Origin of the sequence: uncultured Marinobacter sp. (assembly GCF_963974375.1) — a bacterium.
Taxonomy (GTDB): domain Bacteria; phylum Pseudomonadota; class Gammaproteobacteria; order Pseudomonadales; family Oleiphilaceae; genus Marinobacter.
Genome location: NZ_CAXBDN010000028.1, coordinates 1 through 23,911 on the forward strand (window position 1 = coordinate 1; position 23,911 = coordinate 23,911).

19 protein-coding genes are annotated in these 23,911 nt (G+C 52.3%); 14 read left to right on the top strand and 5 right to left on the bottom strand.

Translation table 11 applies throughout. The features are described 5' to 3' along the window. Positions 1 to 23: 23 nt before the first annotated feature. The 14 genes from AAC035_RS04055 to AAC035_RS04120 all read left to right on the top strand — a co-directional run bounded on the left by AAC035_RS04055 (position 24) and on the right by AAC035_RS04120 (position 18,776). A complete protein-coding gene (locus tag AAC035_RS04055; RefSeq protein ID WP_339800244.1) occupies positions 24 to 941 on the top strand; it encodes a polysaccharide biosynthesis protein in 918 nt (305 codons plus the stop codon). Between the two features lie 11 nt (positions 942 to 952). Continuing rightward, on the top strand, positions 953 to 2,293 hold the full coding sequence (locus AAC035_RS04060; protein WP_339800247.1) for a hypothetical protein: 1,341 nt from the start codon (positions 953 to 955) through the stop codon (positions 2,291 to 2,293). A 37-nt stretch (positions 2,294 to 2,330) separates the two neighbouring features. After that, positions 2,331 to 3,326: a polysaccharide deacetylase family protein gene (locus tag AAC035_RS04065; RefSeq protein ID WP_339800249.1), complete on the top strand. Its 996-nt coding sequence runs from the start codon at positions 2,331 to 2,333 to the stop codon at positions 3,324 to 3,326. Continuing rightward, a complete protein-coding gene (locus AAC035_RS04070; protein ID WP_339800251.1) occupies positions 3,323 to 5,149 on the top strand; it encodes a carbamoyltransferase C-terminal domain-containing protein in 1,827 nt (608 codons plus the stop codon). Before AAC035_RS04065 ends, AAC035_RS04070 begins: the two co-directional genes overlap by 4 nt. A gap of 32 nt (positions 5,150 to 5,181) precedes the next feature. After that, a complete protein-coding gene (locus tag AAC035_RS04075) occupies positions 5,182 to 6,309 on the top strand; it encodes a GNAT family N-acetyltransferase (protein WP_339800254.1) in 1,128 nt (375 codons plus the stop codon). Further along, positions 6,299 to 7,450 carry a GNAT family N-acetyltransferase gene (locus tag AAC035_RS04080; RefSeq protein WP_339800257.1) on the top strand — a complete coding sequence of 384 codons (1,152 nt, stop codon included), beginning with the start codon at positions 6,299 to 6,301 and terminating at the stop codon, positions 7,448 to 7,450. Before AAC035_RS04075 ends, AAC035_RS04080 begins: the two co-directional genes overlap by 11 nt. Continuing rightward, positions 7,447 to 8,625, top strand: a complete 1,179-nt coding sequence (locus AAC035_RS04085) for a glycosyltransferase family 2 protein (RefSeq protein WP_339800258.1) — start codon at positions 7,447 to 7,449, stop codon at positions 8,623 to 8,625. Before AAC035_RS04080 ends, AAC035_RS04085 begins: the two co-directional genes overlap by 4 nt. Then, the gene (locus AAC035_RS04090) at positions 8,625 to 9,983 is read left to right on the top strand and encodes an O-antigen ligase family protein (protein ID WP_339800260.1); all 1,359 of its coding nucleotides are present in this window, start codon (positions 8,625 to 8,627) and stop codon (positions 9,981 to 9,983) included. The genes AAC035_RS04085 and AAC035_RS04090 overlap by 1 nt, the downstream gene beginning before the upstream one ends. After that, positions 9,980 to 11,140, top strand: a complete 1,161-nt coding sequence (locus AAC035_RS04095; protein ID WP_339800262.1) for a glycosyltransferase family 4 protein — start codon at positions 9,980 to 9,982, stop codon at positions 11,138 to 11,140. The genes AAC035_RS04090 and AAC035_RS04095 overlap by 4 nt, the downstream gene beginning before the upstream one ends. Position 11,141: 1 nt before the next feature. Next, entirely contained in the window at positions 11,142 to 13,028 is a 1,887-nt protein-coding gene (asnB, locus tag AAC035_RS04100; RefSeq protein ID WP_339800264.1) for an asparagine synthase (glutamine-hydrolyzing), read from the top strand. Beyond that, positions 13,028 to 14,050, top strand: coding sequence for an acyltransferase (locus AAC035_RS04105; RefSeq protein ID WP_339800267.1), 1,023 nt, complete (start codon positions 13,028 to 13,030; stop codon positions 14,048 to 14,050). Before asnB ends, AAC035_RS04105 begins: the two co-directional genes overlap by 1 nt. Positions 14,051 to 14,053: 3 nt before the next feature. Next, complete coding sequence (locus AAC035_RS04110; protein ID WP_339800269.1) at positions 14,054 to 15,166, top strand: glycosyltransferase; 1,113 nt, start codon at positions 14,054 to 14,056, stop codon at positions 15,164 to 15,166. Between the two features lie 20 nt (positions 15,167 to 15,186). Beyond that, positions 15,187 to 16,626 (top strand): oligosaccharide flippase family protein, encoded by a 1,440-nt coding sequence (locus AAC035_RS04115; protein ID WP_339800271.1) that lies wholly within the window; start codon positions 15,187 to 15,189, stop codon positions 16,624 to 16,626. 149 nt (positions 16,627 to 16,775) lie between these two features. Next, on the top strand, positions 16,776 to 18,776 hold the full coding sequence (locus AAC035_RS04120; RefSeq protein WP_339800274.1) for a PA14 domain-containing protein: 2,001 nt from the start codon (positions 16,776 to 16,778) through the stop codon (positions 18,774 to 18,776). A 177-nt stretch (positions 18,777 to 18,953) separates the two neighbouring features. On the opposite strand, the gene AAC035_RS04125 is transcribed toward AAC035_RS04120, so the two are convergent. The 5 genes from AAC035_RS04125 to AAC035_RS04145 all read right to left on the bottom strand — a co-directional run. Beyond that, positions 18,954 to 19,700, bottom strand: a complete 747-nt coding sequence (locus AAC035_RS04125; protein WP_339800277.1) for an FkbM family methyltransferase — start codon at positions 19,698 to 19,700, stop codon at positions 18,954 to 18,956. A 26-nt stretch (positions 19,701 to 19,726) separates the two neighbouring features. Next, the gene (locus AAC035_RS04130; RefSeq protein ID WP_339800278.1) at positions 19,727 to 20,833 is read right to left on the bottom strand and encodes a glycosyltransferase family 4 protein; all 1,107 of its coding nucleotides are present in this window, start codon (positions 20,831 to 20,833) and stop codon (positions 19,727 to 19,729) included. After that, the gene (locus tag AAC035_RS04135; RefSeq protein ID WP_339800281.1) at positions 20,826 to 22,262 is read right to left on the bottom strand and encodes a glycosyltransferase; all 1,437 of its coding nucleotides are present in this window, start codon (positions 22,260 to 22,262) and stop codon (positions 20,826 to 20,828) included. Before AAC035_RS04135 ends, AAC035_RS04130 begins: the two co-directional genes overlap by 8 nt. A 33-nt stretch (positions 22,263 to 22,295) precedes the next feature. Next, positions 22,296 to 23,564: a UDP-N-acetyl-D-mannosamine dehydrogenase gene (wecC, locus tag AAC035_RS04140; RefSeq protein WP_339800282.1), complete on the bottom strand. Its 1,269-nt coding sequence runs from the start codon at positions 23,562 to 23,564 to the stop codon at positions 22,296 to 22,298. 26 nt (positions 23,565 to 23,590) lie between these two features. Continuing rightward, positions 23,591 to 23,911 (bottom strand): UDP-N-acetylglucosamine 2-epimerase (locus tag AAC035_RS04145; protein WP_339800285.1); only part of this gene is annotated, 321 nt, incomplete at its 5' end.

Sequence of the window (23,911 nt, forward strand, 5' to 3'; positions counted from 1 at the left end):
TTAAAGGGCGGAGCGTTTAATCTATGGATAGCAATAAACTCTACAACGCCCTGCTGAAGTCCCAGGAGCGAGAAAAGGCTGAACACGCCCAGCGCGACGTCGAGGCACCAGCAGAAGGCCACATCAATGGTGATGAGACCCGTTTGCTGGAGCAGTACCGCCGTGAGCGGCCCTTTGCAGGCACGCGGCGAACCACCGAGCAACCCAACTGGACCATGGTGGACGGAGAAGCGGAACAGCGCGCGCCGTCACTGTATGATTCATCCGTCTCCCTGGACCTGATCAACAACCCCAGGCCCTGGTCCATGGGTGAAATGCGGGAGCGCAAGATCATTCATCCGGGCATGGCCAACAAGGCCATTCTTGATGCCTTCCGGGAAGTGCGCATAAAGCTGAGGGACAGGGCCGGGACTGAGAATTTCTCGGTCATGATGTCGTCGCTCGGCAAAAAGGAACCCTCTGCCATCACCGCTTTCAACCTCGCCGCGACCTTCGCTATGGACTCCCAGACCTCGGCATTGCTGGTGGATTGCAACCCGTATCAAAGTGACCTGCCGCACCTGGTGTCTTCGCCCATGAAGTATGGCGTCACCGATTTTGTAGCCGACAAGGAATTACAGGTAAAGGACATCCTGTACCCCAGTGGCATCGACCGACTGAGTGTCATTCCGGCCGGAACCCAGTCCACCTCTGCGGTGGAGCTGTTCTCTGCGGTACGAATGAAGGATCTGATGAGCGAACTGAAAGGACGCTACCCGGATCGATACATTGTCATTAATGCGCCTCCCTTCCAGATCAGTACGGAAGCCCGCATTCTGGTCCGTTACGCAAACCAGGTAGTTCTCGGTGTGCCTTTTGGTGAAGTGACACCAGACGACATCATGAAATACGTTGAAACCCTGGGAACTGAAAAGTTCTCAGGGCTCATCTTTCAACAATGAGGTTGGCGGCAATGGCGAAATTCTCAGGCGCGAACTGCCGGGCTGCGGCATGTCCGGATTACCGGCGTTTCAGCCAGGGCGCCCGAATCGGGGTCACCATGGCCTCCCTGCTGGTAGCAGGGCCACTGCTTGCGCAGGAGGCCAGCTACACGGCTACCACCACCATTTTTACGGACCTCACTCACACCTCAACAGACCGCGATAACGATACCCGCGGTGGCGTTGGTATCCGCGGTGATGTTGGTGCTTTGCTGCAATCTGGTGCTCATAACTTCAACGCCCGATACGGAGCGTTGATGGAGTCCGAAAGAAGCAGCCTGGCACGAAACGAGGATGACGATCTGTCGTTCTACGGTTCCTCCCGTTACGATTTTTACCGTCCCGGTGGGCGCTTTGATGCCAACGCGGGGCATACCATCCGCTCGGTACGCAATGCCACCGGCTTCGCACTGGATCCTGCGCAATACAGTACCCAGAACGCCCTCAGTGCCGGCGCGGGCGTCTCCTTTTATCCCGGTGCGCTGACCAGCCTGCGGCTGGGTGGTCAGGCTGGCAAAACCTGGGAGGAGGACCGTCTGGAGGATGGCGAGTCCGCCAGCGTTGATGCTGCACTGACCCGCCGGTTCAGTGAACGAACCAACCTGAGTCTCAATGGCAGTCGCAGCTGGGAGGAGCGGGGTGATACCTCCCTGACCCTGGACAACGCCACAGTGGGTACAGACACCCGCTTTGAAAATGGCAGTCTCAGCATGCAGGCGGGGGTTTCAAGAGCCCAGGACGACGACTTCGAGAACGATGCGGTCATTGGCTCGCTGGTACGCACCTGGGTCAGCGAGCGTTCTGATACCCAGCTCAGTTTTGACCGGACCCAGACCAGTACCTTGCTGGACCTTACCTTTGCGCCCATCCCGGATTTTGGTCTGGATAACGAGTTTTCCATCCGGCTACAGGGCCTTACCCTGCGCAACAGCGTTGGCCTTACTCACAATAACCGCAACTTCTGCAGCCTGTGCACCGTGCGTTTCATTGCCCGGGGCACCGAGCGGGAAGACGTACAGACGGAAGTGACAGATTACGAATATCTGCTGGGCACCGGTATTTCCATCGCCATGGACACGCTGCAAACCCTGGATTTTGACTACCGCTGGCAGGGGGATGCCTTTACCGACCGCACCACCATTGATGATGAAGTGCATCGGTTTTACGTGACCTGGCGCCGCCAGCTGACAGAGCTGGCAACCTTCGGTGCGTCGGTGGGTACCGACATCACCCGGGGCACGGACGATCGCGAGCGTTATATCGCCCGTCTCTTCTTCACCCTGGGCTGGGCCGGAGCCGAGTCCGCCTGGTAAAGACTGATATTCCGGAAGTAACTACAGGGAAGAAACCGTGTATCGCCACAAACAAAAAATACAACTCCCGGCCGAGCTGCCGCCGCAACTGATTGTGGTGATCGATACCGAGGAAGAGTTCGACTGGAACGCCGAGCCGAACCCCGGTGAAACGGCCGTCACCGCCATGGATCATATCCACCGGGCCCAGGATATTTTCAACGAATACGGCCTTCGCCCCTGTTACGTGGTGGATTATTCCATCGCCAGCCAGCAGCGCAGTGTGGCGCCTTTGCGCCAGTTTCTGGAAGCCGGGCAATGTGAAATCGGTGCCCACCTGCACCCCTGGGTAAACCCGCCGCTGGAAGAGCCATTTACTCGCTCCAACATGTATCCCGGTAATCTGCCGGCGGATCTTGAGCGGGAAAAGCTCACCGTACTGCGCGATACCATCGCAGATGCCTTCGGCCAGACGCCTGTCACCTATAAGGCCGGCCGTTATGGCTATGGCCCGAACACGACGGCCACGTTGAACGCGCTGGGCTTTGATATCGATCTTTCCGTGTGTCCGCCGCTGGACGCCCGGGGTGACGGCGGACCGGACTACCGCCGTTACGACGCCTGGCCCTTCTGGTATGGCGAAGCTGAACAGCGCATTCTGGAACTGCCGGTCACCGGCGGGTTTGTGGGTTGGGCCAACGGCATGTCGGTGCCCCTGTTTGAACTCGCCCAGATGTTTCGCCGCCTGAAGGCACCGGGAATCCTGTCACGGCTGGGAGCCGTCGATCGCCTGATGTTATCGCCGGAGGGATTCACCCCGAAGGAGCACATCAAACTGACCCGCTTCCTTTATAACCAGGGCGTACGCACCTTCACCTGGAGCTTCCACAGCCCCAGCGTGGTGCCAGGCCACACCAGTTACGTACAGAACGAACAACAGCTGAGGGCATTTCTGGATGCCTTCCGCGAGTATTTTGATTTCTTTTTCAATGAGCTGGGTGGACAGGCAAACACGCCCACAGGCTTAAAGTCCCTTATGGAGAAGTTCGCATGAAAGTGCTTGGTATATCGCCGCTGGACAAGGATGCCACTGTATCTGTTGTCGAAGATGGTCAGATCCTGTTCGCCGCTGGCGAAGAGCGGTTTTCCCGTGTCAAACAACAGGACGGCTTTCCGCGCCTGGCGCTGGAAAAAGCGCTGGCCTATACCGGTAGCAAGATGAGTGACTTTGACCTGGTGTGCTATCCGTTCCTGACCTCCGAGAACGAAACCACCCTGTTTACCAAAAACCTCGAAGACGAGAAACAGTTCATCCGTGATTTCCAGCCCGGCGACCTGAGCCGGCAGATCAAGGAAGCACTGACCCGGGTGCCGGACCGCAATCAGCCCATTCATGGTCTGGAGCATCCGAATGCCATCATGGAGAAGGGCTTTCTGCACAGTTCCTACTACTCCATGGCCGGCGCCCAACGCCTGGCTTCCAACAGCGCGGCCCTGAAGGGTTCCCGCCATTGGGGCGAAGAAGCCACCGCATCTTTTCAGAAGTGGGAACAGGTCCTGACGGCGGGGTTGCAGGAGATGGGCTGGGACAAGCCGGTCAAGCGAATGGAGCACCACCTGTCCCACGCCGCCAACAGCTACCTGGCCAGTGGTTATGAGCTTGCCCTGTGCATTACGCTGGATGGTTATGGCTCCGGCCTGGCCGGCTCCGCCAGCGAGGCCCGGGACGGCAAGATCCACCGCTTGCACGGCATTACCTACCCCAGTTCGTTGGGTACGCTCTACGAACACGTCACCTCAAGCCTGGGCTTCAAGCCCAGCCGGCACGAAGGCAAGATTGTCGGCCTGGCGTCCTATGGCGATCCGTCAATTCTGAGCGATATCCTGCTGGGCCGTATCGAACAGACGCCCGGGGACTTCCGGGTTTACGAGGCCAATAACGTGTATTTCTCCCGTTACCTGGCTTCCAAGTTTCCGAAAATTGACGTGGCGGCGGCGTACCAGCACGTGCTGGAAGTGGTGGCCACCAACTACGTGCGGCACTGGGTTGAGAAAACCGGTATCGATACAGTGGTGCTGTCCGGCGGCGTGACCGCCAACGTCAAACTGAACCAGCGTATTTTCGAGATCGAGGGTGTTAACCATATCTTCGTCTACCCGAACATGGGCGACGGTGGCTGTGGCACTGGTGCCGCGCTTTATCACAGCTGGCCGGGCGGCGTAAAACCCTCCATCAACAATGCCTATATGGGACCGGACTACAGTGACCGGGAAATCGAGGCAGCTCTGGCGGCGGAAGGCCTCAGCTTTGAGAAGCCGGCAAACCTGGCGGCCGAGGTGGCCGCGCTGATTCACGGTGGTCAGGTGGTGGCACGCTTTGACGGCCGCATGGAGTACGGCCCCCGCGCCCTGGGTAACCGTACCATCATGTACCACGCCCGCGAGCCGGAAGTGAACCAGTGGCTGAACAAGCGCTTGGGCCGCACCGAGTTCATGCCCTTTGCGCCGGTCACCCTCTACGAAGCCCGCGAGAAGTGCTACCACAACATCAAGGGTGCCGAGCACGCCGCCGAGTTCATGACCATTACCTTCGACTGCACCGAGTTCATGCGCAGCAGCTGCCCGGCGGCGGTACATGTGGACGGTACCGCAAGGCCCCAGCTGATCCGGCGGGAAGTAAACCCGGGTTACTACGATATTCTCACGGAATACGAAAAACTCAGTGGTATCCCCAGTCTGATCAATACCAGCTTCAACATGCATGAAGAGCCCATCGTGGCTTCGCCGGAAGATGCGGTGCGGGCGTTCCTGCAGGGCTCGCTGGACTACCTTGCGATCGGACCTTTCCTGGTCAAACAGCCGGTTCCGGCACACTGAACGATTCACCCGGCGGGCGGAGCAGGAAGCTGATGACAGCAGGCAAGCTGGCAGTGACTCAGCACAAGGTCACCAGAACAGAGCTGGTGGCTGAAGAGTGGCTGGACCTGGAATCCCGGGCCCGGCCCACGGTTTTTCTGTCCTGGCAATGGCTGGGGCAGTGGCTGGCGGTGTACCAACCCAGCGCCAGCCTGTTGCGGGTGACCGAAGGCGACCGGGTAATCGGTCTTGGTCTGGTGGTGGTCTGTGACGAGCGGCGTCATGGCGTGTTGCGCTCCAGATGCCTGCGCCTGCACCAGACCGGTAGCAAGGTGCTGGACCAGATCTGGATCGAGTACAACGGCTTTCTGGCGGAAACCGGGCGGGAGCGGGCAGTGGCCCAGGCCTGCCTCGAGCACCTGGCAAAGCCTGATCAGGACTGGGATGAATTTGTTATAGGGGCCATCGACTCGGACGAGGCGGATTTTTACGCTCAGGCACTGGGTTTGCACAAGCATCTGCGCTGGGAGGCACCCTGCTACGGTGTGGACCTGGTTGAGCTCCGCAGCACCGGGCACCCTTATCTGGAGACCCTGTCGCGCAACACCCGTTACCAGATCAACCGGGCCCACCGGCTGTATGAGAACCGCGGCCCGGTAGAGCTGGTGCGTCCGGATAATCTGCAGGATGCCCTGGCAGTGTTCGACAGTATCGGGCCGCGCCACCTGGAGCGCTGGGGTAACGGGCCGGACCAGAGCGGCTTCGCCAATCCGGATTTTGTGCGTTTTCACCGGGCACTGATCAAGTCCCAGTGGACAGCAGGAGGGGTGGATCTGGTGTCTGTACGGGCAGGGGATGACATCATCGCCTCCTTCTATAACCTGCTGCACGACCAGGTGGTCTACTTTTACCTTGGCGGGATGATGACCGAGACCGACAACAAACTGAAACCCGGCCTTCTGGGCCACGCCCTGTGTATTGAAGACTACCGTCACCACGGCTTTCATTATTACGATTTCATGGGTGGCGATGAGCGTTATAAAGCGAACCTTGGCCAGTTGCACCGGCAGCTGGTACAGGTTTCGCTGCAACGGCCAAGGTTCAAACTGAAGCTGGAAAACGCGCTGCGGGAGGCCAAGCAGCACTGGCTGAAAGAGCCGGGGGAAGGCTATGGGCGCTGATATGACGCAACAGATTCCGGGGCTCGGAAGCGGCTCGGTTCTGATCAAGGTAACCACCCTGGTGGACGCAAAACAGGCTGGTTGGGATGCTTACGTCAGTCAGCATCCGGAAGGTACCGGCTACCACCGTCTGGCCTGGCTGGAAGCGGTGGCTTCTGCCTACGGCCACCGCGCCCACCCGATTGTGGCAACGGGCGCTGGCGGACGAGTGGTTGGTGTCATGCCCCTGTGCGAACTGCGCAAGCCTTTTGGTAAATCCGAGTGGGTCACCCAGCCTTTCTGCGATCTGGGCGGCCCTCTTGGGGACAGCCCGGCCATAACCGCACGACTACAGCAGGCAGCGCTGGATCTGGTCAAACAACAGGGTGGCAAAGCACTGGAGCTACGCCTGGCCGGCGGACTTCTCGACGATAGCCTGTGGCGGGAAGGCAAAGGTGAGCCAGCTGATACAGACAATAGCCCGGCCCAGTTGCCGGCGAAAGTCAGCATGCTGTGCCCGCTGGCGGAAAGCAGTGAAGCACTGATCAAAAGCTATAAACCAAAACTCCGCAGCCAGATCCGTAAAGCCGAAAAGAATGGCCTGACCAGTGAAGTGGTGTCCAGTGAGGCGGGTATCCGGGCCTTCTACCCGGTTTTCGCCGCCACTATGCATCGTCTGGGCTCCCCGGTTCACAGCCTGGACTGGTTTCTGGCACTGCAGCGGGCCTATGGTGAGCAGTTGCTGGTTGGCCTGGTCCGTTTTGAGTCTACTGTGGTGGGTGCCGGCATTGTGCTGGTGAACGGCCAGCGGGCCAGCATCCCCTGGGCGTCGACCCTGGCGGAATACAACCATCTGGCACCCAACATGCTGCTGTACTGGTCCCTGCTTGCAAGAGTAACCGACGACGGCTGTCATATATTTGATTTTGGTCGGTCCACTCCCGGGGAGGGCACCTACCGTTTCAAAAAACAATGGGGTGCGGAACCCCATGAGCTACGCTGGCTAAGCCTGGATGTGCATGGAGCTGAGCAGCCACAATCCGCAGCGCCGTCGGCCATGGCCACCCGCCTGCGGGGCTGGGTAGAACGCGTCTGGCAGCGGTTGCCTTTACCTATGGCCAACCGGCTGGGTCCCTTATTGCGGAAGTACATTAGTCTATGACGGTATTACTGGTTCTGATTACGCTGCTGTGCCTGCTGATTCCGGTGTATGTGTACGCCGGCTATCCAGCCCTGTTGTGGCTGGCCACAGCTGGGCGAAAAACCACCAATCACCGGCAGGAGGACATCACCCCTTCGGTCACCCTGATCATCTCCTGTTACAACGAGGCGGGGGTAATCCACGAAAAGCTGGAAAACGCACTGGCGCTTGATTACCCGGCGGATCAGCTGACCATCATGGCGGTATCTGACGGTTCTGATGATGGCACCGACGACATTGTCCGGGAGTTTGCCAACAAGGGCGTTATTCTTATCCGTCAGGAAGGGCGACTGGGCAAGACCATGGGCCTGAACCTGGCGCTGGAACAGATTACCAGCGAGATCACTGTGTTCAGTGACGCCAACGCCATGTACGCCCCGGACGCCATCCGCAAACTGGTGCGCAATTTCGCGGACGACGAGGTGGGCTACGTAGTGGGCGCCGCTCTGTATACCGACGGCGACGAAGGCGCCAGCGCCCGCAACGAGAATCTTTACTGGCGCTACGAACTGGCCATCAAGGCCATGGAATCCCGCCTGCATTCAGTGGTGGGTGGTGACGGCGCCATCTACGCCATCCGTACCCGCCTGTGGGAGCCGCTGCAGCAGAAAGACATCAACGATTTTGTGAATCCCCTGCAGATCATCGCCCAAGGCTACCGCGGTATTTTTGAGCCGGAAGCGAAGTGCTTCGAGGAAACCGCAGGGGACTTCGACCGGGAAATCGCCCGCAAGGAACGCATCGTCAACCGCAGTATTCGCGGCCTGATGCGGGTGAAAGCAGTGATGAACCCGTTGAAATCCGGCGTCTTCGCCTGGGAAGTGATTTCCCACAAACTGCTGCGCTGGCTGATACCACTGTTTCTGCTGATTGGCGTTATCGGCAGTGCACTGCTGGCACTCAGAGGCATCGGCTTTTTTCAGCTGGTTGCCGTGGGGGCGGGTGTCGTGCTGTTGCTCGCCTACCGCGGTCACATTGACCCAGACAAGAATGCAATGCCGGTCTGGTTGTCAGTGCCCTATTACTTCGTGATGGTGAACCTGTATTCGGTGCGGGGCATCCTGAAGGCAATGAGGGGCGAGACGCAGGTGACCTGGAGTAGTGCCCGGCCGACTGAAGATCGGGAGCAGGGTTGATGTCGAAGTTTGCCCTGCTGTTCCTGATGGTTTTTTTTGGCGGAATTGTTGCTGCTCTTACATATAGTAGTGCTGTTGCGTTTGGGGTTTATCAGTTTGTTTATCTACTAAATCCGGATGATCGTTGGTGGTCAGCATCAATACCTGGTTTACGATATTCATTGATTTCATCGGTTTTAATGATTTTCGTATTGGTGCTGAAATATAGAGAGTTGACAGTTGTTAGTCCGTGGTTTAAGCATCCTACGACCAAGTGGATATTGATTCTGTTATTTTTTTACGTGGCAGCAATTTTCTACGCATTGGTTCCGTTTAATCACGAAAAATTCCTAATCGATTTTTCTAAGTTGATTGTTATAGTTTTGGTTGCCTATAAGCTAGTAAACACCGAAAAGAAACTTGATTTTGTTCTGTGGGTATACTGTGTTGGTTGTGCATATATAGGTTACTTGGCATGGACTGTGGGCAGGAATTACCAGGGGCGTGTTGAAGGAATAGGATTTGCTGATGGCCATGATGCGAATGGTGTAGCTGCGATGTTGGCACCATCGCTGGTTATTTTGCTTTACTATTTATGGCAGGGTAACAAAAAGGTAAAAATTGCTTCTGTTATTTTTGGTGTTTTTATAGCTAACGGGTTGGTTTTGATAAACAGTAGGGGGTCATTTTTGGCAGTCTTACTGAGTGGCGGGATTTTTATAATATTTATGATTTTTTCCCGATTTCAGAAATCCGGGCAAAGAGTGACAGCTGTTTTAGTCGTTCTTTTTGGGGTGTCTGGAGCCCTCTATTTGACAGACGATGTATTCTGGGGCCGAATGGAAACTCTGCAAGATATCCAAGAAGATGAGGGCAGGACGAGCGGCGCCAGCCGAACCGAATTCTGGTGGGCAACGTTTGATATGATCTCGGACTATCCTCAGGGGCTTGGTATATCGGGATATGAAAGTATCAGCGCTCAGTATATAAGGCCGGAAATAATAGGAGGAGTTGAAAATAGAGCAGTGCATTCAAGTTGGTTCCAGTTACTTTCTGAGATCGGCTGGGTTGGTCCTGTAGTGTTTTTGTTTTTGTTTGTGTCATTGATTAAGACGTCGTGGCGAGCCAAAAAGTTCGTCATTAGTAAAGGCGCATGGTCAAGTTATTTTAAGATGTTGGCAATTGAATGCGCATTGGTTGCATATTTTGTGGCTGCCACGTTCATAGATCGAATAAGAGCAGAAGGCTTCTGGTGGGTTGTTCTTTTCGTAATGATTGCATCTAATGTTTTTTATTTAAAATATCAGAACCATAGCCGTCTGTATGGTAGTAGTGGTCAATTCAGATCGAAATTTTCGGAAAAGGGTTTTTCTGAATGAGTGCCATCAGGTGTTTACAGTTTATTACTCCCGCTGGCTTTTATGGGGCCGAGCGTTGGGTTCTGGCCCTTGCTAACAATATTGATCCAGAGAGCATGATAAATGATCTTGCTGTCACTAATGAAGGGGAAGGTCAGGACCTGACGGTTGCAGAACTTTATCCCAATACGACGGGTGAAGTGCATTATCTACCGATGAGTGGGCGTTTCGATGTACGCGTAGTCACACAGCTGGTGAAAGTCATCAAGCGCAGGCAGATTGACATAGTACACACCCACGGCTACAAATCCGACATTCTGGGTTTGATGGCAGCCCGAATCGCAGGAATCAAGTGTGTCAGCACCCCTCATGGATTTTCCGGCAAGGTTGGCTTCAAGCTGGGAGCCTTCATCCGACTTGGAACATTCATGCTGAGATACTTCGATGCTGTTGCACCTCTTTCTGAGGAGTTGTCGGAGGATATGGCGCGATTTAACGTGCCCAAAGCCAAAACTCATTTTATTCGTAACGGCGTTGACCTGAAGGAGATCGATCAGGCAATGCGTGATCTTTCCCTGAATAGTGCGCTCAAGGAAAATGACCATAGAACTATCGGATTTATTGGTCAGTTGATTCCCCGGAAGGGCATCCCGGATCTGCTTGAAGCATTTGATCAGCTATATCAGCAGAACCCTGACCTGAAACTGCAGCTACTGGGGGACGGTCGCCAGCGAGCAGAACTGGAGGCTCAGGCGGCAGCGCAACAGAGTGCTCCGGGAATCGAGTTTCTTGGTTTTCGGGGTGACCGGCTAGAGTTGTTGTCCAGGTTTGACCTGTTTGTGATGACCTCCTCTCTGGAGGGCATTCCCCGGTGCATGATGGAAGCCATGGCGGTTGGCGTTCCGGTCGTAGCCTATGACATTCCGGGCGTAGATCAGCTGGTTGAGCATGGCAAGACAGGGTTGTTAGCGCCCCACGGCGACAAAGTCGCGCTTGTAGCCTGTTGCCAGCAGGTTCTGGATAACTCGGAGCTGGCAGAGGCTCTGACCCGAAATGCCCGCCAGATGATTGATGAGCGCTATTCCGCAGCACGCATGGCGAGAGAGTACGAAGCTTTATTTGCAGAACTGACTGGCCAAAGTGTGCCTTCAGCCCCGGGCCACAGGAAGGCCGGTTGATATGTGTGGACTGGCAGGATTTCTGCGTACACCCGGAACGCCGGAGCGGGACGCTCACAAACAGTGGCTGGAACAGATGGGCCAAACCATCGTCCATCGCGGGCCAGATGCCGGAGCAGTCTGGCTGGATGATGATGCCGCACTGGTACACCGGCGATTAAGCATTCTGGATCTCAGTGAGGCCGGAACCCAGCCCATGGTTTCCGAGTCCGGCCGCTATGTCATCGTGTTCAACGGTGAAATCTATAATTTCCGGGAATTGCGCGATGAGTTAGTGGCTGAGGGGCACCAGTTCCGGACCGGCACGGATACTGAGGTGTTATTGACCCTTTATGACGTATCCGGGCCGGAGTGCCTGCAGCGACTTAACGGCATGTTCGCCATCGCCATCTGGGACCGAGCCGCGAAAACACTGTTCCTGGCCCGGGACCGACTGGGCAAGAAGCCTCTGTACTTCTATGAATCCGGTGGGCACTTTGCGTTTGCCTCCGAGATCAAGGCATTGGCGCCTCTGCCCTTTGTGAAAAGAGAAATTCGTTACGATGCCGTCAGGGATTTCTTTGCCTATCAGTATGTGCCCGATCCCAAAACCATCTATAAAAACATCCACAAGCTGCCACCAGGGCACTGGTTGATCACCGACGGCCAGAATAGCCGCCAGGAACAGTACTGGGATGTGTCTTTCCGTTCGCCTTCCAGTGCCAGCCCTCAGGAGCTGGAAGAGGGCCTCTACGATCTGATTGATGATGCGGTGCGCCTGCGCATGGTCAGTGACGTGCCCCTGGGTGCCTTTCTGAGTGGCGGCGTGGACTCAAGCGCCGTGGTGGGCTTAATGGCACACCACGCCAGCGGACCAGTTACAACCTGCTCCATCGGGTTTGATTCAAAACGGTTTGACGAGGTGGTCTGGGCGAAACAGGTAGCCCAGCAGTTTGGTACCGATCATCACGAGTTCACGGTGCGTGAAAACGTTGCGGACAGCCTGACGGAGATCGCCCGGTTTTTTGACGAGCCCTTTGCAGATCCTTCATTTGTTCCCACCTATTTTGTGTCGCAGCTTGCCCGACAGAAAGTAACGGTGGCGCTGGCCGGCGATGGGGGCGATGAGAACTTTGCGGGCTACAGCAAATACCGCACGGACCAGATCGAGAACCGGTTACGGGGCTACTTTCCTGGTGCCATTCGTCACAACCTGTTTCCTCGTCTTGCCCGCATGGCGGCAATGATCAACAGCGGGCCCACCCGAAAGGCCCGCTCTTTGCTAGGGACTCTGGCTCAGGAGCCTGATGAGGCTTTCTACACCACCAATTGCTTCTTCCGGCCCGATGTCTGGAATGCCCTGGTAATTGGTGAGCTAAAGCGTGAAACCCAGGGTTATGATCCTGCCGACATTACCCGGACCCATTATCGGAGGGCGGACACGGATGATCACCTGTCCCGAATTCTTTACACGGACATAAAAACCTACCTGCCTGGCGATATCCTGGTGAAAGTGGACCGGATGAGCATGGCCAATTCACTGGAAACCCGGGCGCCGTTGCTGGATTATCGGGTAGTGGAATACGCCGCCCAAATTCCCTCTGCCCTGAAGCTACACGGTAAAGAGAAGAAATACATCCTCAAGAAAGCGTTCTCGAAAATGCTGCCGGAGGACATCCTGTATCGCAAAAAAATGGGCTTTTCGGTACCTCTGGCTGAGTGGTTGCGGCATGAAATTCGCTCACTTGCCAATCAGATATTGACAGATACCGATGGTGGATTGGCACAATGTTTTGATATGGATAAAGTGAATACGCTTTGGCAAGCGCATCTGAGTGGTGATGACCGTCACACTCAGGAGCTTTGGAGTATGGTCGCGTTTGGTTTGTGGTGGCGGGACTACGTTTAATGATTAATCAATCTGAACGCATACGCTCGATGGATACGTTGCGCAGCATTGCGATATTGATGGTCTTGCTGGCGCATACGGTTCTTGGTTTTGGTGCTCCTGCCGGTTTGGCACCAATTCAACTTGGCGGTATGGGAGTTGACCTCTTCTTTGTACTATCTGGCTGGTTGCTTGGAGGTCAGTTGTTCAAAGAGATGGAACAAGGTCAGATTAATATCAGACGTTTTTGGGTTCGTCGTTGGTTCAGAACTCTGCCAGCTTATTATGCGGTTTTGTTTTTTACTATTGGACAGCAGGTTTTTACGAAAGACGATCCTGCAATCCCCTGGCAGTTTTTTGTTTTTGTTCAGAACTATAATTACCCGCTAGAGATATTTTCGGTTAGTTGGTCGCTTGCGGTGGAAGAACAGTTTTATTTGTTTGTAGCTCCTTTTCTGGCAATTACGATATATCTAAGTCCTAATTTGAGACTTTGCGTTCTAGTAGTTTTGTTTTTGCTTCCCACGTTTTTTCGCTACATGGGTTGGTACGAGACTACAGCTGAGACGCACGTAAGGCTAGATGGTTGTTTGATGGGTGTGATGTTGGCGTCAATTAAGTACCAGCAGCAATGGATCTGGCGTTTATTAGTCAGGTACTCGGGATCTATTGCATTAACTGCCACTGTTTTTTGTGTATTGTTTTTCTATCAGCGTTGGTTTCCGCTTTCCTGGCTCGGCGATCCCGGATTTTTAGTGAGATCGTTGATGTTCGGAGCATGGGTTGTCTATGCTAACTCAGGCGGATTTGCCAGGTGGTACCTTTATTTTCCTGGCTCCTATTACATTGCCACTCGATCCTATGCGATTTATTTACTTCACCCAGATGCAATCGCAATAACTAACAGGTTGCCACTAGATTTATCATTTTTCCCTTACATGATGGTGGTTTTTATTATTTCAGTAATTGCTTCAGAGCTATTGTATCGGATTGTAGAAATGCCATTCATGAAACTTCGATCAAAAACCAGAATGGCCCATTAGATCATGGAAAAAATAAAGATTCTTCATATCACCTTTAATATGGGTATTGGTGGCACTGAGCAAGTCATACGGCAACTGGTTCTCGACACCCAAGACCGGGGTTTACACCACGAAATCGCTTGTATTGATGGCCGGAAGGGGCCAATCGGTGACGAATTGGCTTCTAGAAAATTCGCAATTCATACTTTGGCCCGTTCGCCGGGTTTCGATCGACAATTACTCGTCGCACTGCGGCAACTGATTCGGCAGGAAGTTTTCGATATTGTACATTGTCACCAATACACACCTTTCCTCTATGGTCGCCTTGCTGCCATGGGTACCAAGGCGAAGGTCATGTTCACCGAACATGGCCGTTTCTTTCCTGACCGGTATCGCTGGAAGGCCCTGGCTATAAACCCAATATTGGCTTTATCAACACCGGCATTGGTGGCTATTTCATCGGCAACGCGGGACGCACTGGTACGTTATGAGTTTATGCCACGTTCGAGAATTAAAGTGATCTACAATGGCATCCGGCCCCTTGTGGCAGATGCCAGTCGCGCGACTGAGGTCCGTCGGGCCCTGGATATACCGGATGACGCATTTATATATGGTACAGTGTCACGACTGGATTATGTAAAAAATCAGCCGCTGATGATTCGAGCGTTTGCGCAATGTTTGAAGAAGTGCCCGAATATTTATTTGTTGATGGTGGGTGACGGACCGGAACGGGGTGCGCTGGAATCTCTGGTTGGATCCCTTGGAGTTTCTGATCAGGTCCGGTTTACAGGCTTTATCAACGAGCCTGCTGACTATCTCGCAGCTATGGATGTTTTTTTGTTGTCGTCATTCACCGAAGGTACGTCGATGACCTTGCTCGAATCTATGAGCCTTGGCTTGCCTTCTGTCGTAACCCGGGTAGGTGGAAATCCCGAAATCATTGAGGATGCAATTACCGGCCTAACTACGCCAAGCGACGACCTTCAGGCCTTCGCTATAGCCATGATTAAACTACAGATGGATCCTTCGTTGTGTAAACAGCTGGGGTCAGGAGCAAAGGCGGCATTTTCAGATCGCTTCTCTGTTGACGCCATGTCCGGGCACTACCTGACGCTTTATAACCAGTTGATCGCCTGAACCGAGAGATCCCACCCGCTATGGCCAGTGTTCGCAAGGCAATTCTCTACTCGTCTGTTACCCGCTACACCATGCGTTTTCTCGGGCTGGCGTCCGCCATGATTGTGGCTCGCCTGCTGACTCCGGAGGAAATTGGCACCTTCGCTATTGCCAGTGCAATTGTGATGGTGATGAGTGAGTTCCGGTTGCTGGGTGCAGGTTCATACCTGGTCCGGGAGAAGGAACTTACCGACGAGAAAGTCCGGTCTGCGACAGGCCTTACCGTTCTCATTTCCTGGGGGTTGGGGATACTGATCTGGCTGACGGCTCCGGTTGTGGCTGGATTCTATGAACTGGAAGCAATAGCCCTGATTTTCAGAATTCTTTCTATCAGTTTCTTTCTTGCCCCGTTTATAAGCATTCCGACTTCGTTGCTGATGCGAGAGTTCAGATTTCGAGAGTTGTTTGTCGTCAAAATATACGCAACAGTGGTGAATATTTCGACCACTATTGGTCTCATTTTATTGGGTTTCAGCTTCTATGCTTTGGCGTGGGGCTATACCATTGGCATCGTTGTAGAGTTGATGCTGATAACCTTCTATCGACCAAAATGCATGCCTTGGAGGCCTATATTCAGTGGATTGGGGGCTATTGCGCGCTTTGGTGTCTATAATTCGTTGGCGAACTTCCTCCGAAAGGGAGTGGTGACCGCGCCAGACATGATAATAGGTAAGGTGGGCTCAACTGCTCAGGTAGGTTTGTTCTCGCGGGGCTTAGGGTTTATCGAATTCGTTTCACAAACCATGCTGGCGGGGGTGAGTCCCGTGGTACTGCCATATCTTTCGGACGTCAAGCGCACCGGTGGTGATATCAACCGAGCCTATATTCAATCGGGAGTTTTATTGGGGGGGCTGCTGTGGCCGGTGCTTGCCGTAGCAAGTGTTGTCAGTTTGCCAGCAATACTTCTGTTTTTCGGACACCAATGGGTGGCTTCCGCACCTTACGCAACTCTGATCGCCTATTGGGCCATGCTTCGCGCTGTTCACTGGTTTTCCAGTGATCTCATGATTGCACGTGGGTTTGAAAAACTCATGGTAGTTAAAGAAGGTATCGTTTTTACGCTCCATTTTGTTTTGATCCTGATGTTGTTCCCCCATGGCCTTCAGGCGGTTGCTGCGGGATTCGTTCTGTCAGGTCTTGCGGATCTGCTAATTACTACATGGGCACTTAATCGCTATCTCGGCCTCAAGCCTTTAGCCATGTTGCTGGCCTGGAGGCAGAACGTTCTGATCACGATACTCTGTGGACTGCTCGCCTATAGTTGCTACAGTCTGGCATTGCTTAACGGACAAGGGCCGCTGATAGGACTGTTGCTTGTCGCACTTGTCATGCCGGGTGCGTGGCTGGCCATGATAATGATGCTGAAGCACCCGCTGAAGCCTGAAGTGGAACGCATTTTGAGAACCGTTCTCCGTAGATAAGCGACATATAAAGGGGCGGTTAGACACAAGACCTGATAGTACCATTGGCCTTATCGCTAATCGGTACATAAGGCCGGTGGCGGGATTTGCTTGGGGCAACAATACTTATCACCATGTAAGCGCATTTCTCTGAAATTGTGAGGCCTGTCATGGCGAAAGGAACCTGGTTGCCAGTTACTGGTTTGGTCGTACTCTTGTCTGGCTGTCAATCGTGGACGGTTCGTGATATCGACTCTCTGCCGCCGACGGCTACGCTGCCTGCCCAAAGCGAGCAAGGGTGGGTAGAGGCGCGCTACTTTGACGATGTGCCGGGTAACCGCTTAGCCAATCTGACGGCCCTCTCTCGGTTTCCCGATAATCCCGATGAAATAATTCAGCTAGAACGCCTCGAATCACCAACAAATCGTGCGGATAATTACGGTACCTTGGTTAGAGGCTATATTCAGCCCCCGAGCACCGGTCGTTACCGGTTTTTCGTAAGTGGTGACGACGAAACCCAGTTCCTGTTTAGCCAGAGCACTTCGCCAGCGGGGATAGAGCTGATTGCGTCAGTGCCTTCATACAGCTTACGAAATCAGTTCAGCAAATTTAGTTCCCAGACATCCCCTTATCTGGATCTTGAGGCAGAGCAAAGCTATTACTTTGAAATTCGTCATAAAGACGGTGTGGCCAGCGACCATTTTTCGGTGGCCTGGGAGGGACCGGGCTTTAGCCAAACGGTGGTAGGGGGCGAATTTCTGTATTCCTACGCCGTTGGAAGTGCTCTGTATCCGAACGATGAGTTGTCCGCAAGAGGCTATGGCCTGGGATACCGGATCGGATTCTTTGATGGCAGCAAGGGGCTTCCGTTCAATGCTCAGTATCCACCATTGGATGAAGATCAGGATGGCATCTACGACAACTGGGAGGTTTACTATGCCCTCACTCCGACTAATCTGAACGATGCCGTTTCGGACGGCGACGGTGACTTCTTGGCGGCATACGACGAATTCTGGATGGGCACGGACCCCACCAATCCGGATACCGATAGCGACGGACTGCCAGATGGCGTCGAATTCGCGTACGGTCTTGACCCTCTCAATACCGCGGATGCCCAGGGCGATATGGACGGCGACGGCTTCACGAATCTGGAGGAGCACCTTGCTGGTACCGATTTGTCTGACCCAGAGGACTTTCCGGAATCTGCTATCGAATACATGCCGGGGTTGACTGGCCAATATTTTGCGGGCGGCAATTTCGAACGCTTTGTACTAGCTCGCACTGATGCAAATCCTGATTTTGACTGGGGGAGCGGATCGCCGGCGGAGGGCGTTCCAGGTAATGTATTTACAACACGCTGGCTGACTCACTTCAGTCCGCCCCATGCCTCTGGCAGTCGAGCATATGAGTTCCGGGTTCGACGCGATGATGGTGTGAGAATATATGTGGACGACGCCCTCGTTATGAATGCATGGACGGGAACGAGTGCGTCAAATTACACTGCAGTTCACAGCTTTGAAGCTGATCGTCTTTACCCCATGACCATCGAATATCGGGAGGGGTATGGCTCCGCCTTTGTCAATATTGAAATTGTTGACCAGCAAACCGGTGAAGCTGTCCGCTCCTCCACTGCTTTTCTTACCCAGCCCCTGGATGCCACGATATCTCTTGATACTACCGGGGATGGCATTCCTGATGTCTGGATGCTGAAGCACGGTCTAAATCCTTGGGTGCCGGGAGCTCAACGGGTATATAACGACCAGGGTGTTACAGCTATTCAGGCCTATCAGCAAGGTTTACACCCGTGGACGCTCGAAGATATTGGAAACTGGGAAGGTCAGGTTGTTAGCTCCTCATCTACGCCGCCGGTCCCTTCTGTCCCACCAATAGAAGAGTTACCGGCAACAACCAGTGAGGTCACCGTTAGCTGGGTAGCCCCTTCCACAAGAGTCGATGGTAGTTCAATAGCGTTGAGCGAAATTGATGCCTACGAAATCAGCTATGGACAGAACCAGGAGAGCCTCACGCAAACTCAGCTCGTGTCAAACGGAGCCACATCCTATACGTTTGATGGATTGGTAAAAGGAACCTGGTATTTTCAGGTGCGGGCGATCGACAATGATGGGTTGAGAAGCGCATCTTCAGAAACTGTAAGTTATGTGGTGGAATGAGGTGAGATGAGACCAACGATGAAATCCAGATCTTCGCGATGATCAGATTTGGTATTGCTGAATGGCTTTTTTTGATTATTTTGGTTGTCGGTAAACAGCCCCTTTATGGGTTATAGGAACTCGGGGGCTGGTTAACTGTTTGTCAGGCAGGAATTATTCCACATTCTCCTTTTAGAATCATTTACCTGGTCCGTTCCGGTTAGAGATTTTTTCTGCGATGAACACGACATTTGCTCTCCTCAGGATGTTTTTGTTCTCCGGCCATTCGTGAACTTGATCATAGAAGCCAAAAGGATAGTATCGAAATTTGCCGAGGAAATCCTTTATCTTTTCGAAGGGAACATGCCAATCATTTCCTGGATTCATTCCGACCTCCACCTCTAAAACGTCTATGAGTTCTTCTTTAAGCATCATCGATGCACCCATCAATACTTCGAGGTCATGGCCCTCTGTATCTATCTTCAAGTAATTGATTCGTTCCACTGATTCTTTTTGGCAAAACGTATCGATTGTTTCGATATTAATCTGGAGATCACTATTTTCTGCACGACCATCAACTGATCCGATTTTAGTAAGTTTGTCCATGACCCCCAATCCTTCCGTTTCCGACATTATGCCCACCCCGACCTCTGCACCAAGTGCGATATTATATGAATGGACATTGTTTAGAGTGTTGACATTATCTTTAAGAAAGCGAAAGTTTCTTTTGGAAGGTTCAAAGCAGTATATTCCGGAATCCGGAAACCAAAACCGATAGAGTTTAGCTGATTGTCCTATATTCGCCCCAACGTCGAAGATTACCTTGATGTCTAGGCCTGGCAAAAAATCCATTATGTCTTGGCAAACATCAATTCCCTTGTGAGGTGTTTTTACAATTTGAAGTCCTGCTAGCGACAATAATTTTTTGGTAAGTAATTTTATCATTTTTGATATCCTTTCTTGGATGATAATTATTTATACAATGACTCTTTGTATATTTCCGACATTTTTTGCTGACGAAGCTCCATCGAAAATTTATTTCTACTGACCCTTAAAGCTTCTTGCCCTAACCGCCTTCTTTCTGGGAAATTCTCGATGAGTACTCGGCATTTGTTATATACGTTTTCTGTAACAAATTCCTTGAAATCTTCCGGGATATCATTGACCATATACCCTTTTGAGTTTTTTATGAATTCGTGATTCTTTATCGGGACTATGAGGCCTGATACTCCATCATCGATCATCTCCGGTATTGCACTTATATCAGTAGTTATTATTGCTCGCCCATAGGCCATCGCTTCTTGTATTGAGAAGCCCCATGCCTCCTGATATGTTGGGCAAAGATAGATGTCTGATTCCGGAATTATCTTTGTCATTAATGTTTCCCGGTCAAAATATCCAATAGATATTTCAGGACAATTATCTATTTTCTTGAGATATTCATTTGCTAAATCTTTGTTATTGGTTTGAAAGTTTCTATTTGCACATATCGTCAAAGAGATATTGTCGTAGTCTTTTCTGAGCTTGAGGAAAGCATCAACTACGTTGGCCCCGCCTTTTCTGAGGAACTCGCCCACAAATAGCAAATTTACCTTTTCTTCGTTATAAGTTATTAATTCATCGGGAACAGGTCTGACTGCAGGGTAGACAACATCAGTCTTGTCCAGGATGTCTTTGTCAGTGATGTTGCCGTACTCCAAAAGCGAGCGTTTTCCATATTGGCTTTTGAATAACAGCTTTTTGAAGTTATCTCTTTTAAGCAAATTTTTCACAAAAATCATTTTGATCGTTCGCGGTGTGGGAATGCCGAAGAGATCAAAACTACCGGCTGAGGAAAAGTGAGCCGGGGTATAAATCCAGGGTTGATTTGTTATGACAGGGAATAATGGAGCTTCAATAATATCGTGATTGTTGGATTTGACGTATGCATAGACACCTTTTGCCGCCGATCTGAAGATATGTTTGGTTACTCTGTCGGTTGATCTGACTTCAGAATACTCTACTCCAGTAGGTGGGAACTTTGAGTATTCCTGTGCAATGCCATGCATCTCTGTAATGCCAACTCTGATTTTATCCATAATGCTGTCTTCTTTTTAGATTTACTATTTTTTCAGATAAAGTGTCTGTGATTTTATCTATTCTATATTTTCGTGTATTAACAGGCCGGACGTCATTAAGCGATTCCCTGTTTCTGGCTGCACACAAGAGAAAATTCTTCATTTCACTCTCTTCTCCATTTTCGAAAACAATGCCCAGCTGATCCTTTATTATGATCTTACCGAGAGCGCCATCTTTTGGAGTTATGTTAACGATGGCCTTATTTAATTGAAGGTATTCATAAAGTTTTGATGGTATTTGAGTTTTTGTGAAAGGCTGGATATTTACAAGTATGTCGGCTTTAGACTGCTCTATTAGACAGTCCCGTTGGCTTAATTTACCTTTTGAAATATAGGTTTCGCTATCAATGAGCTCTTTGAAACGTTCTTCAATTTTGTACGAAAGGTTGACAGCACCAACCTGTATCAGACGAATTTTTAAATTATCTGTGGACAACTCAGCATTTGCTTCTCGGATCACCTCTAGCAGAGTTGAAGGGTCTCGAACGCCGTAGAGAAAACCAGTATGACAAAGCGTCAATATCTTGTCGTCAGTATCTTTAGTTGTTGATAAATCGGTGCTGTCGGACGGATCAAATCCGTTGGGCAGAGTCAGAAATTTTTCCGGATCTTGTTCTGGAAATCGGGTGATAAAGTCATCTCTCAAGGGCTCTGTGTTTAATGATATGATGCTCGCGTGATGTACTACTTTGCGCTCTAATGTCTTGGCTATACTGTCGAGCCACTTCCCTTTTGAATGATGGAAAGGGTTGTTTATCCAGGGGTCTCGAAAATCTGCAATCAACGGTTTTCCAGAGGCTTTACTGATCAGGTAACCGATGACCAGTCCGGACCAGGGTGATCCTGTGGCAAAGATGACATCTATACCCTCTTTGCGAACCAGTTTCCTTCCATACCGGACAGCTGGCAGAATCCAAGGGCCAGCCTGGTCCGGGAAGTAGCACAGGTTATAGACGAAATCTTTCAGCCTCTGAAACCGGCCAGGAGTTATCTGGTCGGACTTATCGTTTTTGAATGTGTAGCTAGAGGCTTGGGACTCCGTCGGAGTTTCCGCACTGGCGGTTACTTTTCCGAGCCTATTGAGAGATCGTTTAAGTCTTTTACGTGCGGCCAGCAGGGTTTTGAATATATCCCAAGGTACAACCCGATGAATGTTTTCGTGGTTTACCGGCAGGCTCAAATGATTTAAGGCATTCTGTTGGCTGCCCAGATTATCTGGTACGGTTAGTACGTGAAATTCTCCGTTCTCGAGGTTCCGGAGAAACTTTACGGTTCGGAGGCTTCCCGGCACGCCTGTGCTACTAGTCGGTGGAAAAAAATAGGCTATGAACAGTACTTTGCTACCATCTAGATTGGCGCGCCTCAATGATGGGTGTTCCTGGGTCTCCATAAAGCGGAATCCTTTGCATCGTGTATCTCAGGATTATTGGTGCGTCAGTCCTACTACATCAATCAGCCCCTCTACCTGCTGTAACAAACTTCGCACCTCAATAAAGGAAGCGTGCTTCACCAGAACACAGGTGATGTCAGCGGTCTGAAGTACCTGCAGCATATTGGCCTGGTGAATATTCCCCGCTTGCAGACTGGGGGGCAATTCGCTGACGTTTGGCTCTACCACCAAGACCTGACAACCCAGCCCGGCAATAGCCTGGGTAATGTGTAAAGCCGGGCTTTCCCTCAGGTCATCGATATCCGGCTTGAAGGCAACACCAAGGCAAGCCACCTTGATATCGCTTCTTTGTATACCCGGCTTGTCCGCTTCCATCGCCATCATTGCCCGCTCAACTTTGGCCAACACCCAGTCCGGCTTGCCATCGTTGATTTCCCGCGCTGCGCGGATGATTCGGGATTGCTCTGGCGCGCTGTCCACAATGAACCAGGGGTCAACTGCAATACAGTGTCCACCTACCCCGGCACCCGGTTGCAGGATATTCACCCGGGGGTGGCGGTTGGCCAGCCGAATCATTTCCCACACGTTAATATCCAGCCTGTCACAGATCAGCGACAGTTCATTGGCAAAGGCGATGTTCACATCCCGGAAGCTGTTTTCTGTCAGCTTTGCCATTTCAGCCGTTCGTGCAGTGGTGGCAATGCACTCACCCTGCACCACCTTCTTATAGAGCTCTACTGAAGCTTCCGCGCACTTGGGGGTGATGCCGCCGATAACCCGATCATTTTCAACCAGTTCCCGGATAACGTGGCCGGGTAACACTCGCTCGGGGCAGTGTGCGACGCGTATATCCGACGCTTCGCCATGGGTATGAGGAAAGGTGAGGTCCGGTCGCTCCTCTGCCAGCCAGACACACATATTTTCGGTGGTGCCCACTGGCGAGGTGGATTCGAGTACCACAAGATTGCCGGGTTGAAGAACTGTGGCAAGAGCGCGAGTGGCTGCCTCCACATAGCGCAGGTCCGGTACCTTGCCATCCTTGAAAGGAGTCGGTACGGCAATCAGAAAGGCATCGGCCGGCTCAGGCAAGGTAGCCGCTCTCAGGTAACCTTCGGTGACCGTTGCCCGGACAATGATATCCAGTGACGGCTCAACAATATGAATCTTGCCCTGATTAACCGTATCTACGGCACGCTGGTTGATATCCACGCCCAATACGTGAATCCGCCGGGAGGCGAACACGGCGGCGGTGGGCAGGCCAACATACCCCAGTCCCATCACGACAATTGTGGGTGCATCCATGGCAGGCATCCTTGACAGTCAATTGATTAGTTGTTTTGCTTTAGCTCGGCAAGCAGCAAGGCTTCGGTGATTCGGTGGCAGGCGTGGCCGTCGCCATAGGGATTGTGTGCCAGGCTCATGCGCTTGTAGGCGGCGGAATCCGTCAACAACTCCTTGACTGCCTCGGTAATGGCCTCAACATCGGTACCTACCAGGCGAACGGTGCCTGCGGTGACGGCTTCCGGCCGTTCGGTTGTATCGCGCATAACCAGTACGGGCTTGCCCAGGGATGGCGCCTCCTCCTGAATTCCACCGGAATCCGTCAGAATCAGGTATGAGCGGTCCATCAGATACACAAACGGCAGATA

Coding starts and splice junctions, on each gene's coding strand:
- AAC035_RS04110 (WP_339800269.1), top strand. CDS start 14,054: ATGGAAAAAATAAAGATTCTTCATATCACCTTTAATATGGGTATTGGT.
- AAC035_RS04105 (WP_339800267.1), top strand. CDS start 13,028: ATGATTAATCAATCTGAACGCATACGCTCGATGGATACGTTGCGCAGC.
- AAC035_RS04090 (WP_339800260.1), top strand. CDS start 8,625: ATGTCGAAGTTTGCCCTGCTGTTCCTGATGGTTTTTTTTGGCGGAATT.
- AAC035_RS04115 (WP_339800271.1), top strand. CDS start 15,187: ATGGCCAGTGTTCGCAAGGCAATTCTCTACTCGTCTGTTACCCGCTAC.
- AAC035_RS04125 (WP_339800277.1), bottom strand. CDS start 19,700: ATGATAAAATTACTTACCAAAAAATTATTGTCGCTAGCAGGACTTCAA.
- AAC035_RS04085 (WP_339800258.1), top strand. CDS start 7,447: ATGACGGTATTACTGGTTCTGATTACGCTGCTGTGCCTGCTGATTCCG.
- AAC035_RS04055 (WP_339800244.1), top strand. CDS start 24: ATGGATAGCAATAAACTCTACAACGCCCTGCTGAAGTCCCAGGAGCGA.
- AAC035_RS04060 (WP_339800247.1), top strand. CDS start 953: ATGGCGAAATTCTCAGGCGCGAACTGCCGGGCTGCGGCATGTCCGGAT.
- wecC (WP_339800282.1), bottom strand. CDS start 23,564: ATGGATGCACCCACAATTGTCGTGATGGGACTGGGGTATGTTGGCCTG.
- AAC035_RS04075 (WP_339800254.1), top strand. CDS start 5,182: ATGACAGCAGGCAAGCTGGCAGTGACTCAGCACAAGGTCACCAGAACA.
- AAC035_RS04095 (WP_339800262.1), top strand. CDS start 9,980: ATGAGTGCCATCAGGTGTTTACAGTTTATTACTCCCGCTGGCTTTTAT.
- AAC035_RS04120 (WP_339800274.1), top strand. CDS start 16,776: ATGGCGAAAGGAACCTGGTTGCCAGTTACTGGTTTGGTCGTACTCTTG.
- AAC035_RS04130 (WP_339800278.1), bottom strand. CDS start 20,833: ATGGATAAAATCAGAGTTGGCATTACAGAGATGCATGGCATTGCACAG.
- asnB (WP_339800264.1), top strand. CDS start 11,142: ATGTGTGGACTGGCAGGATTTCTGCGTACACCCGGAACGCCGGAGCGG.
- AAC035_RS04070 (WP_339800251.1), top strand. CDS start 3,323: ATGAAAGTGCTTGGTATATCGCCGCTGGACAAGGATGCCACTGTATCT.
- AAC035_RS04135 (WP_339800281.1), bottom strand. CDS start 22,262: ATGGAGACCCAGGAACACCCATCATTGAGGCGCGCCAATCTAGATGGT.
- AAC035_RS04080 (WP_339800257.1), top strand. CDS start 6,299: ATGGGCGCTGATATGACGCAACAGATTCCGGGGCTCGGAAGCGGCTCG.